This is a genomic window from Streptomyces sp. Q2 (genome assembly GCF_056820935.1).
The window spans coordinates 170,531-184,175 of sequence record NZ_JBXEJE010000009.1 but is presented as its reverse complement, the minus strand read 5'-3'; the positions used below and the strand labels follow the sequence as shown (position 1 = coordinate 184,175).

Here is a 13,645-nt window from a genome sequence, read left to right as displayed (position 1 = left end):
CGCTAGGTTCTGGGGGCCCGATCCGGACCCCTCTGGACCCCTCCGGCCCCTGGAGCGTGTCGGCGTGAGCAACTCGCAGCACCAGACGTACGAGACGTACGGCCCGAGCGAGCCGTACACCGACGTGCACAGCGCCCAGACGCTGGCCTACGGCGCGTACGTGGCGCCGCCGCCCTGCGACGACACCTACACGCCCGCCCACGAGGCGCCACCCGCGCCCGCGGTGCGCGGCGACGGGAACGGGCGGGCCGCGCGGCGGCGCAGCGCCCGGTACGCGGAGCGCTCGGACGGCACCCTGCGCCGGCTGCTGCCCCAGGCGCTGGTCGTGGCGTTCCTGGCGGGCGGCACCACCGCCTTCGTCTCCGAGGACAAGGCGATCGAGCTCAGCGTCGACGGCAGGCCGCGCACCCTGCACACCTTCGCGGACGACGTCTCCGAACTGCTCGCCGAGGAGGGCGTTCAGGTCGGCGCGCACGACGTGGTCGCGCCCGCCCCCGGCGAGGAACTCGCCAGCGGCGACGAGGTCGCGGTGCGCTACGGCCGTCCCGTACGGCTCACGCTCGACGGACACCGGCACGAGGTGTGGACCACGGCGCGCACGGTGGAAGGGGCGCTGCAGCAGTTGGGGGTGCGTGCGCAGGGCGCCTACCTGTCCGTCTCGCGCTCCCGGCCCATCGGGCGCGAGGGGCTCGCGGTCGACGTGCGTACCGAACGAGCCGTGACGGTCATGGCGGACGGGCGGGCCCGCACGATCCGCACCAACGCGGCGACCGTCCGAGAGGCCGTCGAGCAGGCCGGGATCACCCTGCGCGGGCAGGACACCACGTCCGTCGCGCCGGACAGCTTCCCGCGCGACGGGCAGACGGTCACCGTGCTGCGGATCACCGGCGTCAAGGAGGTCCGCGGCGAGGCGATCCCCTTCGAGGTGGAGCGGACCGAGGACCCCTCCCTGTTCCGGGGCACCGAGGTGGTCGAACGGGCCGGGCAGCCGGGGCTGCGGCGGATCACGTACTCCGTGCGGACCGTCAACGGGGTCCGGCAGAAGCCGCGACGGACCAGGACCGAGGTGGTGCGCCGGCCGCGTGCGCAGGTGGTCAGGGTGGGCACGATGCCGTTGCCGACGTCCGTGCGGGGCGCCGACGACCTGGACTGGCAGGGCCTTGCGGCCTGCGAGTCCGGGGGGCGGCCGGACGCGGTCGATCCTTCGGGGACGTACGGCGGGCTGTACCAGTTCGACACCCGGACCTGGCAGAGCCTCGGCGGCACGGGCCGCCCGCAGGACGCCACAGCGGCGGAACAGACCTTCCGGGCGAAGAAGCTGTACATGCGGCGGGGGGCGAGCCCTTGGCCGCACTGCGGGACCCGGTTGCACGGGTGAGCGTCGGGCGTGCGGTCGCTCGGCGTCGGGGCTGGGCCAGGGTGGGTCAGCGGCCCGGCGGTGCGGGGTGCCGCTGCGCCCACCCGTGCCGCCCCAGCGGCACGACTGCCCGCAGCTCGGTCGTGTGGGGTGCCGCCCCGGCGGCATGACGGCCCGCGGCTGGGTCGTGCGGGGTGCCGCTGCGCCCACCCGTGCCGCCCCAGCGGCACGACTGCCCGCAGCTCGGTCGTGCGGGGTGCCGCCCCGGCGGCATGACGGCCCGCGGCTGGGTCGTGCGGGGTGCCGCTGCGCCCACCCGTGCCGCCCCAGCGGCACGACTGCCCGCAGCTCGGTCGTGCGGGGTGCCGCCCCGGCGGCATGACGGCCCGCGGCTCGGTGGTGCGGGGTGCCGCCCCGGCGGCACGACTGCCCGCAGTCGGGGTCGTCGCCCGCGGCTGGGGCCGTACGCCCGCGGCCGGGTCCGCCCGTACCCTTGTCCCGTGAACAGCCCCGCCTCCGACGCCCTCCTGGGGCCCGCCGACGTCCGTGAACTCGCGGCAGCGCTCGGTGTGCGTCCCACCAAGCAGCGCGGTCAGAACTTCGTGATCGACGCGAACACGGTCCGCCGTATCGTCCGCACCGCCGAGGTCCGCCCCGACGACACGGTGGTCGAGGTGGGACCCGGGCTCGGCTCGCTCACGCTCGCACTGCTGGAGGCCGCCGACCGGGTCGTCGCCGTCGAGATCGACGACGTGCTCGCCAGCGCGCTGCCCGCGACGGTCGCGGCGCGGATGCCGGACCGGGCCGACCGGTTCGCGCTGGTGCACTCCGACGCGATGCAGGTGCGGGAGCTGCCGGGTCCCGCCCCGACCGCGCTGGTCGCGAACCTGCCGTACAACGTGGCCGTGCCGGTGCTGCTGCACATGCTCGACACCTTCCCGAGCATCGAGCGCACCCTCGTCATGGTGCAGGCGGAGGTCGCCGACCGGCTCGCCGCCCCGCCCGGCTCGCGGGTGTACGGCGTCCCCTCGGTCAAGGCCAACTGGTACGCCGAGGTCAAGCGGGCCGGCTCGATCGGCCGCAAGGTGTTCTGGCCCGCCCCGAACGTCGACAGCGGGCTGGTCTCGCTGGTGCGGCGGGCCGAGCCGCTGAAGACCACCGCCTCCCGGCACGAGGTCTTCGCCGTCGTCGACGCCGCGTTCGCGCAGCGGCGGAAGACCCTGCGGGCCGCGCTCGCCGGCTGGGCGGGGTCCGCCGCCGCCGCCGAGGCCGCCCTGGTCGCCGCCGGCGTCTCGCCGCAGGCACGCGGGGAGGCCCTGACGGTGGAGGAGTTCGCGCGGATCGCGGAGAACAAGACGGATGCCGGCAACAAGGCTGACGCCGACAACCAGGAGCAGGCCGAGCAGTGAGCGTCACCGTGCGTGTCCCCGCCAAGGTCAACGTCCAGCTCGCGGTCGGCGCCGCCCGTCCCGACGGCTTCCACGACCTGGCCAACGTCTTCCTCGCGGTCGGCCTCTACGACGAGGTGACGGTGACCCCGGCCGACGAACTGCGCGTGACCTGCGCGGGGCCGGACGCGGGTCAGGTGCCCCTGGACCGTACCAACCTGGTGGCGCGCGCGGCCGAGGCGCTGGCCGTGCGGTACGGCCGTACGGCGGACGTGCACATCCACATCGCCAAGGACATCCCGGTGGCGGGGGGCATGGCGGGCGGCAGCGCGGACGGCGCGGGGGCCCTCGTCGCGTGCGACGCGTTGTGGGGCACGAACGCCTCCCGCGCGGAACTCCTGGACATCTGCGCCGAGTTGGGGAGCGACGTGCCGTTCAGCCTGGTCGGCGGTGCGGCGCTGGGCACCGGGCGCGGAGAGAAACTCCGGGTCCTGGAGGTGGGCGGGACCTTCCACTGGGTGTTCGCGATGGCGGAGCGCGGGCTGTCCACGCCGGCCGTCTTCCGCGAGTTCGACCGGCTGACGCAGGGGCTCGACGTCCCCGAGCCGGTCGCCTTCCAGCCCTTGCTCGACGCCCTCGCCAAGGGCGACCCCGACGCGCTCGCCGCCGCCGTCTCCAACGACCTCCAGCCCGCCGCCCTCTCCCTCTTCCCGGAACTCGCCGAGACCCTCGCGGCCGGGCGGGCCGCCGGCGCCCTCGCCGCCCTCGTCTCGGGCTCGGGGCCGACCACGGCGTTCCTCGCCCGGGACGCCGAGTCGGCGACGAAGGTGGCGGAGGCCCTGCGCACGTCAGGCACGTGCAGGACGGTGCGTACGGCGTCGGGGCCGACGCCGGGGGCGACGATCAGGCGCTGATCCCCGGTGGGGGTGCGCGTTCCTGGGGGCTCCGCCCCCAGCCCTCGGAGCTGTGCCCGCGCACCACCCGACTCGGTGGGTCGAGAGGTGACCCTTGCAACCGACCGAGTCGGGTGGTGGGCGAAGGCCGGGGGAGGGCGAGGGGGCGGAGCCCCCTGGAGACGGGACGGGAAGGGGCGGCGGGGGCGAGAACCCCGGCCCGGGAATGACCATCCGCCCCGCCGACTACTCTGGAAGGTCGATCGTCCCCCTTGTCAGGAGAGTAATGGCCGTCAATCTGGTCAATGTCGAGAACGTCACCAAGGTGTACGGCACCCGTGCCCTGCTGGACGGCGTCTCGCTCGGCGTCTCCGAGGGCGACCGCATCGGGGTGGTCGGGCGCAACGGCGACGGCAAGACGACGCTGATCCGGATGCTCGCCAAGCTGGAGGACGCCGACACCGGGCGGGTCACGCACTCGGGCGGACTGCGGACCGGGGTGCTGACCCAGCACGACTCCCTCGACCCGGCGGCCACCGTCCGCCACGAGGTCATCCGGGACATGGCCGACCACGAGTGGGCCGGGAACGCGAAGATCAGGGACGTCCTCACCGGGCTGTTCGGCGGGCTCGACATGCCGGGGTTCCCGCAAGGACTCGACACCGTCATCGCCCCGCTCTCCGGCGGTGAGCGGCGCCGCATCGCGCTCGCCAAGCTGCTCATCGAGGACCAGGACCTGATCGTCCTGGACGAGCCCACCAACCACCTCGACGTGGAGGGCATCGCCTGGCTCGCCCGGCACCTGCGCGAGCGCCGCTCCGCGCTCGTCTGCGTGACCCACGACCGGTGGTTCCTGGACCAGGTCTGCACCCGGATGTGGGACGTGCAGAAGGGCGACGTCTACGAGTACGAGGGCGGCTACTCCGACTACGTCTTCGCGCGCGCGGAGCGTGAACGCATCGCCGCCACGGAGGAGACCAAGCGGCAGAACCTGGTCCGCAAGGAGCTGGCGTGGCTGCGGCGCGGTGCCCCGGCCCGTACGTCCAAGCCGCGCTTCCGCGTGGAGGCGGCCAACGAGCTCATCGCGGACGTGCCGCCGCCCCGCGACAGCAGCGAGCTGATGAAGTTCGCCTCGACGCGGCTCGGCAAGACCGTCTTCGACCTGGAGGACGTGACCGTCCAGGCCGGTCCCAAGGTGCTGCTCAAGCACGTGACCTGGCAGCTCGGCCCGGGCGACCGGATCGGTCTGGTCGGGGTGAACGGCGCCGGGAAGACCTCCCTGCTCCGGGCCATGGCCGAGGCCGCCCTGACGCAGGGCGAGACCCAGCCGGTCGGCGGGCGGATCGCCGTGGGACGGACCGTCAAGCTCGCCTACCTCTCCCAGGAGGTCGCCGAACTCGACCCGACCTGGCGGGTGTTGCAGGCCGTGCAGCAGGTGCGCGAGCGCGTCGACCTCGGCAAGGGGCGCGAGATGACCGCCGGGCAGCTGTGCGAGACGTTCGGCTTCAACAAGGAGAAGCAGTGGACGCCCGTCGGTGACCTGTCCGGCGGTGAGCGGCGCAGGCTCCAGCTGCTGCGTCTCCTCATGGACGAGCCCAACGTCCTCTTCCTCGACGAGCCCACCAACGACCTCGACATCGAGACGCTGACCCAGCTGGAGGACGTACTCGACGGCTGGCCCGGCTCGATGGTCGTCATCTCCCACGACCGGTTCTTCGTCGAGCGCACCACCGACCGCGTCTTCGCCCTCCTCGGCGACTCCACCCTGCGGATGCTGCCGCGCGGCATCGACGAGTACCTGGAGCGCCGCCGGCGCATGGAGGAGGTGGCCGCCGCCGCGGTCCCCGTGCCGGCCGCCACCAGGGCCGTACCGGAGAAGAGCGCCGCCGACCAGCGCGTCGCGAAGAAGGAACTCCAGAAGATCGAGCGGCAGTTGGACAAGGTCTCGCAGAAGGAGACCAGGCTGCACGCGCAGATCGCGGAGAACGCCACGGACTTCGAGAAGGTGGCCAAACTCGACGCCGAACTGAGGGACTTGGCCGCCGAGCGGGACGACCTGGAACTGCGGTGGCTGGAACTCGCCGAGGACGCGTGAAGGGCGCGTGAAGGCGCATAACGAGGGCGTCACGGGCCGGTCCTCCCTTGGGAACAGGGGCAGAACCGGCCCGAGCGTTGTCGGTCCCGAGTGATAGAAAGAGCCGTCTGAGAACTTTCTGAGTACGACTCTGGGTCCATCACGAACCTCAGGGCGTGGCTAAAAATCAGTGACTGAACGGGGGGACGCGCTGATGACTCAGCCGCCCAACCAGCCGCCGCAGGGTGGCTTCGGAGCGCCGCAGGACCAACCACCACAACAGCAGGGCGGCGGCTTCGGAGCCCCGCCACCACCGCCGCCGCAGGCTCCACCGCAGCCCGGTTACGGCTATCCGCAGCAGCCCGCGCAACCGGCCGGCCCGTACGACCAGTCAGGTCCGTACGGCCAGCCGCAGCCCGGACCCTACGGCCAACCGGGGCCGTACGGCCAGCCGCAGCAGCCGGGGCCGTACGCACAGCCGCAGGGGTACGGCTATCCGCCGCAGCCCCAGTTCCCGGGTGCGCCCGGCACCCCGCCGCCCGGTTCCGGCAACCGTTTCAAGGGCAAGCCGGCCGTCATCATCGGTGCCGCCGTGGCGGTGCTGCTCGTCATCGGCGGGACCGTGTTCGCGGTCACCAGCGGCGGTGACGACGGCAAGGAGCCGATCGCCCAGAAGAGCGACGACCCCAAGCCCACCGCGTCCGACTCCCCGGTCAACCCCGGTGACGGCAGCGGTGCCGGCGGCGCGGACCCGGAGAACCTCAACGAGGGCCGGCAGGCCGGCGAGGCCAAGGTGCTCTGGTACAAGGAGGCGCCCGACGCCCCCGGTGACGGAGCCGACGCCCCCGGTATGTGGATCACCGGCAAGACCGCGGTGAAGGCGGCGTACAAGCAGCTCGTCGCCTACAACGTCGGTGACGGTGCCCCGACTTGGGACACGGTGACGTTCCCGCAGAAGATCTGCGCGGTCACCCCGCAGCAGACGTCCGACGACAAGATCGTCGTCGCGTACATGGACGGTGTCAGCGACCGCGCCGAGTGCAACCAGCTCCAGGAGATCGACCTCAACACCGGTGCCAAGGGCTGGTCCGGCGAGGTCGCGGACGGCGCGCTGTTCGACAGCACCGCCTCGATCGAGCTCTCCGTCACCGGCAAGACCCTGATGGTGGGCCGCTCGCAGTCCGGCACCGCGTACGACGTGACGACGGGCAAGAAGCTCTTCGACAAGAAGCGGTACGGCGACGCCTGTTTCCCGAAGGCGTTCGCGGGCGGCGCCCGGCTGGTCGTCGCCGCGTCCTGCGACGCCGGCCAGGCGACCGCGCACGACGAGGTGCAGGAGCTGGACCCCCGGACCGGCAAGGTCAAGTGGACCCAGAAGTTCGACAAGGGCTGGTCCGTCGAGCACACGTACTCCGTCGACCCGCTGGTCATCTACAGCACCAACGACGACAAGGACGCGTGGAACATCTCCGCGGTCACCGCCGCCGGCAAGTTCCGCTCGCAGGTCGCCTTCGACGAGGACTTCGCTCCCGAGTGCGGCTGGGGATTCCTCGGCGGTGACCTCCAGGCCTGCGAGGGCGTGGCCGCCGACGCCAACACGCTCTACCTGCCCACCGAGGCGACCACCGGGGCGAACGAGATCGTCGCGATCAACCTCGCCGACGGCAAGGAGAAGTGGCGCGTGAAGTCCCCGACGGACGAGTCGATGCTGCCGCTGAAGGTCGAGGGCGGCAAGCTGGTCGCCTATGTGCAGCCGTCGTACGACGCGGGCGGCCGGATCGTGTCGATCCCGACGACCGGCGCCAAGCACACGCCGTCGACGCTGCTGCAGCTGCCGACGGGCACCGCGGACATCGAGAACAGCTTCTACTCGAAGGCCATCGACTGGGTCGACGGACGCTTCTACATCTCGACCACACGGCTGGCCGGCGACACCGACGCGAAGGAGAAGTTGATGCTCGCCTACGGCAAGTGACTCCTCCCCCTCGGTTCCCCGCCCTTCCCGCCGTCTCCGCCGACTCCGCTCCCGAGGTACCCACGCCATGACCCAGCCGCCTCCGCCGCCGCCCAACCAGCCCCCGCAGCAGGGTGGTTTCGGCCCGCCGCAGGACCAGCCGCCGCAGTCGCCGCCACCGGCGCAGCCCGCCCAGCCGGTGCAACCTCCGCCACCGCCGGGCCAGCCGCAGCCGGGTTACGGCTACCCGCAGCCGCCCCAGCCTCCGCAGACCCCTGCGGGTTACGGCTATCCGCAGGCGCCGCCGCCCCAGGCCCCGCAAACCCCGCAGACCCCGCCGCCACCTCCCGGCTACGGCTACCCCGGTCAGCAGCCCAACCCGTACGGCCAGCAGCCCAACCCGTACGGGCAGCAGCCCAACCCGTACGGCCAGCAGCCCGGTTACGGCTACCCGCAGGGGACCATGCCGCTGCATCCGCAGCCGGGTCAGCCGGGTCAGCCGGGCGGCGGCAAGAAGTTCAACGCGCAGCTGGCCATCATCGTCTCGGCCGTCGTGGCGATCGCGCTGATCGTCGGCGGCGGTGTCTGGTACGCGTCGACCTCCGGTGACGAGGGCGGCAAGAAGAACGACACCGCGAGCTCCGGCGGCGGCGCGGGCGACACCGACGACAAGGACGGCGGCGGCACCGGCGGCGGCGACACGGACGGCTCCGGCGGCACCACCGGCACCCCCACCACCCCGGTGGAGAAGGTGCCCGGCAACACCGCCTCCAAGGTCCTCTTCCAGGTCCCGGCGCCCGAGGTCAAGGAGGACAGCACGATCTCCACGGCCGGTTCCTGGCTCACCGACACGGTGTACGCCAAGAGCGGCGTCGCCGAGGTCGTCGGCTACGACCCCGACAAGGGCACCAAGCTGTGGACGATCAAGCTCCCCGGCCCGGTGTGCCAGGGCAGCAACCACGTCACCACCGACGGCCGGACGGCGATCATCTACCAGCCTCAGATGCCGACCAAGGCCGAGCCCTCGCACGGCTGCAGCCAGGTCGCGGGGATCGACCTCGCCGCCGGCAAGAAGCTGTGGACGAAGACCGCCAACTCCGGTGACGAGGCGATCAGCTTCAACAACGTCACCGTCAGCGCGAACACCGTCGCCGTGGGCAGCTCCAGTGGCGGCGCCGCCTTCGACCTCGGCTCCGGCAAGCAGCTGTGGGCCCCGAAGCCGACCGACACCTGCTACGACGCCGGGTACGGCGGCGGCGCGAAGCTGGTCGCGGTGCGCCGGTGCGGTTCGTACGACGCCCCCGAGCTGCACATCCAGACCATCGACCCGACGGGCGGGAAGGTGATCTCCGACTACAAGATGGCGCAGGGCATCTCCTACGCCAGCGTCGTGTCGACCGACCCGCTGGTGGTGGCCGCCGACATCGGCGAGGCCGCGAAGGACGGCAGCGGCATCTCGGACTTCTTCTCCATCGACAACAAGACCGGCAAGCTGCGCACCCGCATCTCGGCGCCCAGCGACCAGTACGCGGCCAGCTGCGACGGCATCACCAAGATCGAGGAGTGCCACCAGATCGCGGTCGGCAACGACCGTCTCTACCTGCCGACCGAGGAGGACGAGGGCGCCGAGAAGTATTCGCGGGCCAACGCGATCGTCGCGATCGACCTCGCCACCGGCAAGCAGACCGGCCAGCGCGCCGACTCGGGCGACGACTACACGATCTCCCCGCTGCGCATGGATGGCACCAACCTGATCGCGTACAAGCGGCCGCCGTACGACAAGGGTGGTCAGATCGTCAGCATCGACGGCGGCTCCTTCAAGGAGACCAAGCTGCTGGAGAACCCGGGCACGGAGTCGGTGCGGGACGTGGAGAGCAGCATGCTGCCGGACTACGCGGAGTTCCTGTACTCGCAGGGCCACCTGTTCATGTCCTCGATCTTCGCCAGTGATCTGTCGGGATCGGACAAGGAGTATCTGGTGATCGCGTTCGGCGCGAGCTGACCCGTCCGACCGGCCTCGCGCACGGCCCCGCCCCTGCTCAGGGGTGGGGCCGTGCGCGTACCGCTCATCACCCTCGAATGCGAGGAAAACCAGAATTTCCGTCGATCCGGGGCACTTCTCTCCCGGTAGGGGAAGCGCAACGTCGAACAAGCGTGTAGCTTCCGGGGGCATGAAGGCGGGGGAGCCGGGAGGGGGCTTCTGACCGTGCGGACCAGTGGGCATCCATAGTGGGGCATCCACAGTGATGCATGGGGATCCATTGGGGGGACTGGGGGGTTGGGCTCGATGGGAGTGCGGCTCATGGTGGTCGACGACCACCGTTTGCTCGCCGAGGCGCTGGCCTCGGCGCTGAAACTGCGGGGGCACCGGGTGCTGGCCGCGGCGGCGCCCGCCGCGGGCGCGGCGGAACTGGTGATCAGCCGGGCGCCGGAGGTGTGCCTGCTCGGCACGGCGACACCGGCGGAGCCGGGGATGTTCGACCCGGTGGTCCGCATCAAGCGGGAGCGTCCGCAGGTGGCGGTGCTGGTGCTGGGCCCGGTGCCCAACCCGCGCGGGATCGCGGCGGCGTTCGCCGCGGGGGCCTCCGGGTACGTGCGGCACGACGAGCGGATCGAGGGGGTCGAGCGCGCGATCATGAAGGCCCGGGCGGGGGAGGCGGCGGTGGCGCCGCAGCTGCTCCAGGGGGCGTTCAGTGAACTGCTCAACCCGGTGGCACAGCCGGACGACGAGGGACAGCGCCTGCTGCAGATGCTGACCCCGCGGGAGGTCGAGGTCCTGGTCCGGGTCGCCGACGGCGAGGACACCCGCCTGATCGCGGCCGGCATGGGCATCGCCCCGTCCACGGCCCGCACCCACGTCCAGCGGGTCCTGATGAAGCTGGGCGTGGGTTCGAGGCTGGAGGCGGCGGCGCTGGCGGCGCGGACGGGGCTGCTGGACCGGGCGGGACCGGTGTCCCACTCGTCGCCGGAGGCGGGGGACGAGTTCCAGACGCCGGGCGCTTAGCGGGCGACTTCCGGGGGGTGCGGGGCGGGACGGAGAGCCTCCGTCCCGCCCCTGGCTCACTCCACGGTCTCTTCCCGCGTCTCCACGTCGACCGGCGGCGGAGCCACCGGCCGCAGCTTCAGCCAGGCCAGGAAGAACAGGCCCAGGGTCAGCATCCCCAACCCGGTCCACAGGTTGATGTTGACGCCCGTGGCCTTGTCGATGTCGGCGTCGGACGCCGTCAAGCCGGCGATCGTGACGATGACGCCGTAGAGGACGAACAGGCCGCCGATGATGCGGCGGATGTCGAACAGGCGTGCCGCGGTCGCGGACTTGGTCTGCAGTTCGGAGACCTCGTGCTGGACGTCCTTGTCGAAGCGCAGGAGCAGGAACCAGGGGACCGAGCGCACCTTGGAACCGTAGTGGAAGGCCATCATCACCAGGCCCAGGAAGACCATGGCCGGGATGGCGCCGATCCAGTACCAGTGCACGGTGTGGACGCCGTACTGGGCGCTGTTGGCGGCCATGCCGAGGATCTCGGTGGCGGCCAGGTTGGCCGAGATGAACGCCAGACCGGTGATCCAGGCGGGCAGTGAGCGTCCGGAGAGGAAGAAGTCGAGGCTGGTCTTCACCGATCGGCGGGCGACGAAGCCGATACCGAGAGCGACGGCGAAGTAGGTGCCGAGGGTCGTGTAGTCGAGCCAGTTCGTGGGGAGTGGCAGCTCGGCCGCCAGATATGTGGGGTTTTGTAGAAATACTCGCTTCGTTGCGTGAACTGACCCGGAGCGGAACCTGCGCCTCCGTGTTCAGTAAATGAACACTCTGGTTGACGTTTTTTGTTTGATTGTGATGTTGACGCTGGTGGGGACTCGTGTTTCGATGTGTTTGGTTCTGTTTGATGATTGAGTGGCTCGAATAGGGAGTCCGCACGTGAAGAAGACCTCGACCCGACTGGCCGACGGTCGCGAGCTGATCTACTACGACCTGCGCGACGACACCGTGCGGGACGCGGTCGACCGCCGGCCGCTGGATCCGACCGTCACCACGTCCGAGGTCCGCCGTGACGCGCTGCTCGGCGACGAGGTCGCCATCGCCTCACACCGCCAGGGCCGCATCTACCACCCGCCGGCCGACGAATGCCCCCTGTGTCCGTCCCAGGGCGACCGGCTGAGCGAGATCCCGGACTCCTCCTACGACGCGGTGGTCTTCGAGAACCGCTTCCCCTCGCTGGCCGGCGACTCCGGCCGTTGCGAGGTGGTCTGCTTCACCTCCGACCACAACGCGTCCTTCGCCGACCTCACCGAGGAGCAGGCACGCCTGGTCCTGGACGCGTGGACCGACCGGACGTCGGAGCTGTCGCATCTGCCCTCCGTCGAGCAAGTCTTCTGCTTCGAGAACCGTGGCGCGGAGATCGGTGTGACACTGGGGCACCCGCACGGGCAGATCTACGCCTACCCCTTCACCACGCCGCGCACGGCGCTGATGCTGCGCTCGGTGGCCGCTCACAAGGAAGCCACCGGCGGGCAGAACCTCTTCGACGCGATCCTGGAGCGCGAACTCGCCGACGAGCGGGTCGTCCTGGAGAGTGAGCACTGGGCCGCCTTCGTGCCGTACGCGGCGCACTGGCCGTACGAGGTGCACCTGTACCCGAAGCGCCGGGTGCCGGACCTGCTCGGCCTCGACGAGGACGCGCGCACAGAGTTCCCCCAGGTGTATCTGGAACTCTTGAGGCGCTTCGACCGGATCTTCGACGGGCCGGGTGGAAGGAAGGAAGGCAAGGGCGAGCCGTTGACGCCTTACATCGCCGCCTGGCACCAGGCGCCGTTCGGCGCGCTGGAGGACTTCGAGGGAGTCAGCCGTGACGACTTCGCGCTGCACCTCGAGCTTTTCACCATCCGCCGCACTTCCGGCAAGCTGAAGTTCCTCGCGGGGTCCGAGTCCGGCATGAACGTGTTCATCAACGACATCCGGCCGGAGGCCGCGGCCGAGCGACTGCGAGAGGTAGCGAGTTCATGAGCGGTAAGTACCTGGTCACGGGCGGTGCGGGGTACGTCGGCAGCGTGGTCTCCCAGCACCTGCTGGAGGCGGGCCACGAGGTCGTCGTCCTCGACAACCTCTCCACCGGCTTCCGCGAGGGCGTCCCGGCCGGGGCCACCTTTGTCGAGGGCGACATCCGTGACGCCGCCAAGTGGCTCGACTCCTCCTTCGACGCCGTCCTGCACTTCGCCGCCTCCTCCCAGGTCGGCGAGTCGGTCGTGAAGCCCGAGAAGTACTGGGAGAACAACGTCGGCGGCAGCATGGCCCTGCTCGGCGCCATGCGCGAGGCGGGCGTGCGCAAGCTCGTGTTCTCCTCCACGGCCGCCACCTACGGCGAGCCGGCCGAGGTCCCGATCGTCGAGTCGGCGCCGACCCTGCCCACCAACCCGTACGGCGCCACGAAGCTCGCCGTCGACCACATGATCACGAGTGAGGCGGCGGCCCACGGGCTCGGCGCCGTGTCGCTGCGCTACTTCAACGTGGCAGGCGCGTACGGGGAGTACGGCGAGCGCCACGACCCCGAATCGCACCTCATCCCGCTCGTCCTCCAGGTCGCGCAGGGCAGGCGCGAGGCGATCTCCGTCTACGGCGACGACTACCCGACGCCCGACGGCACCTGCGTCCGCGACTACATCCACGTGGCGGACCTGGCCGAGGCCCACCTGCTCGCGGTCAAGGCCGCCACCCCCGGCGAGCACCTCATCTGCAACCTGGGCAACGGCAACGGCTTCTCCGTCCGCGAGGTCGTCGAGACGGTCCGGCAGGTCACCGGCCATCCGATCCCCGAGGTCGTCGCCCCCCGCCGCGGCGGCGACCCGGCGGCCCTGGTGGCGTCGGCCGCCACCGCCCGCGAGAAGCTGGGCTGGAACCCGTCCCGCGCGGACCTCGCCGGAATCGTCGCGGACGCGTGGGACTTCGCACAGCGGCGCGCCAAGTAGCGGCAACCCGCGGCAACGCGG

General features: G+C 71.3%; 10 protein-coding genes and 1 pseudogene. 9 read left to right on the top strand and 2 right to left on the bottom strand.

Annotated elements, in window-relative coordinates; all coding sequences use genetic code 11:
• The first annotated feature begins 64 nt into the window (after positions 1 to 64).
• From ACWBNA_RS12330 to ACWBNA_RS12300, 7 genes are all read left to right on the top strand, one after another.
• Positions 65 to 1,378 (top strand): ubiquitin-like domain-containing protein, encoded by a 1,314-nt coding sequence (locus ACWBNA_RS12330; protein ID WP_482704331.1) that lies wholly within the window; start codon positions 65 to 67, stop codon positions 1,376 to 1,378.
• A 479-nt stretch (positions 1,379 to 1,857) separates the two neighbouring features.
• Entirely contained in the window at positions 1,858 to 2,766 is a 909-nt protein-coding gene (gene rsmA / locus ACWBNA_RS12325; protein WP_482704330.1) for a 16S rRNA (adenine(1518)-N(6)/adenine(1519)-N(6))-dimethyltransferase RsmA, read from the top strand.
• Positions 2,763 to 3,659, top strand: coding sequence for a 4-(cytidine 5'-diphospho)-2-C-methyl-D-erythritol kinase (locus tag ACWBNA_RS12320; protein ID WP_482704329.1), 897 nt, complete (start codon positions 2,763 to 2,765; stop codon positions 3,657 to 3,659). Before rsmA ends, ACWBNA_RS12320 begins: the two co-directional genes overlap by 4 nt.
• Positions 3,660 to 3,924: 265 nt before the next feature.
• Positions 3,925 to 5,733, top strand: a complete 1,809-nt coding sequence (locus ACWBNA_RS12315) for an ABC-F family ATP-binding cassette domain-containing protein (RefSeq protein WP_482704328.1) — start codon at positions 3,925 to 3,927, stop codon at positions 5,731 to 5,733.
• 193 nt (positions 5,734 to 5,926) lie between these two features.
• Positions 5,927 to 7,687, top strand: a complete 1,761-nt coding sequence (locus tag ACWBNA_RS12310; RefSeq protein WP_482704327.1) for an outer membrane protein assembly factor BamB family protein — start codon at positions 5,927 to 5,929, stop codon at positions 7,685 to 7,687.
• 67 nt (positions 7,688 to 7,754) lie between these two features.
• A complete protein-coding gene (locus ACWBNA_RS12305; RefSeq protein ID WP_482704326.1) occupies positions 7,755 to 9,668 on the top strand; it encodes an outer membrane protein assembly factor BamB family protein in 1,914 nt (637 codons plus the stop codon).
• A gap of 285 nt (positions 9,669 to 9,953) precedes the next feature.
• Positions 9,954 to 10,670 (top strand): helix-turn-helix transcriptional regulator, encoded by a 717-nt coding sequence (locus tag ACWBNA_RS12300; protein WP_482704325.1) that lies wholly within the window; start codon positions 9,954 to 9,956, stop codon positions 10,668 to 10,670.
• A gap of 56 nt (positions 10,671 to 10,726) precedes the next feature.
• On the opposite strand, the gene ACWBNA_RS12295 is transcribed toward ACWBNA_RS12300, so the two are convergent.
• Together ACWBNA_RS12295 and ACWBNA_RS12290 are read right to left on the bottom strand one after the other, a co-directional pair.
• On the bottom strand, positions 10,727 to 10,993 hold the full coding sequence (locus tag ACWBNA_RS12295) for a hypothetical protein (RefSeq protein WP_482704397.1): 267 nt from the start codon (positions 10,991 to 10,993) through the stop codon (positions 10,727 to 10,729).
• Positions 10,994 to 11,017: 24 nt separating this feature from the next.
• Positions 11,018 to 11,383: pseudogene (locus ACWBNA_RS12290) on the bottom strand (sodium:solute symporter family transporter); the annotation flags it as partial.
• Positions 11,384 to 11,579: 196 nt separating this feature from the next.
• On the opposite strand from ACWBNA_RS12290, the gene galT reads away from it, so the two are divergent.
• Together galT and galE are read left to right on the top strand one after the other, a co-directional pair.
• The gene (gene galT, locus ACWBNA_RS12285; protein ID WP_482704324.1) at positions 11,580 to 12,665 is read left to right on the top strand and encodes a galactose-1-phosphate uridylyltransferase; all 1,086 of its coding nucleotides are present in this window, start codon (positions 11,580 to 11,582) and stop codon (positions 12,663 to 12,665) included.
• Entirely contained in the window at positions 12,662 to 13,624 is a 963-nt protein-coding gene (gene galE, locus ACWBNA_RS12280; protein WP_482704323.1) for a UDP-glucose 4-epimerase GalE, read from the top strand. The genes galT and galE overlap by 4 nt, the downstream gene beginning before the upstream one ends.
• Positions 13,625 to 13,645 lie beyond the last annotated feature (21 nt).

Excerpts from the sequence above, each read along its gene's own strand:
- ACWBNA_RS12315 (WP_482704328.1), top strand. The coding sequence starts at position 3,925 with ATGGCCGTCAATCTGGTCAATGTCGAGAACGTCACCAAGGTGTACGGC.
- ACWBNA_RS12310 (WP_482704327.1), top strand. The coding sequence starts at position 5,927 with ATGACTCAGCCGCCCAACCAGCCGCCGCAGGGTGGCTTCGGAGCGCCG.
- ACWBNA_RS12305 (WP_482704326.1), top strand. The coding sequence starts at position 7,755 with ATGACCCAGCCGCCTCCGCCGCCGCCCAACCAGCCCCCGCAGCAGGGT.
- ACWBNA_RS12300 (WP_482704325.1), top strand. The coding sequence starts at position 9,954 with ATGGGAGTGCGGCTCATGGTGGTCGACGACCACCGTTTGCTCGCCGAG.
- galE (WP_482704323.1), top strand. The coding sequence starts at position 12,662 with ATGAGCGGTAAGTACCTGGTCACGGGCGGTGCGGGGTACGTCGGCAGC.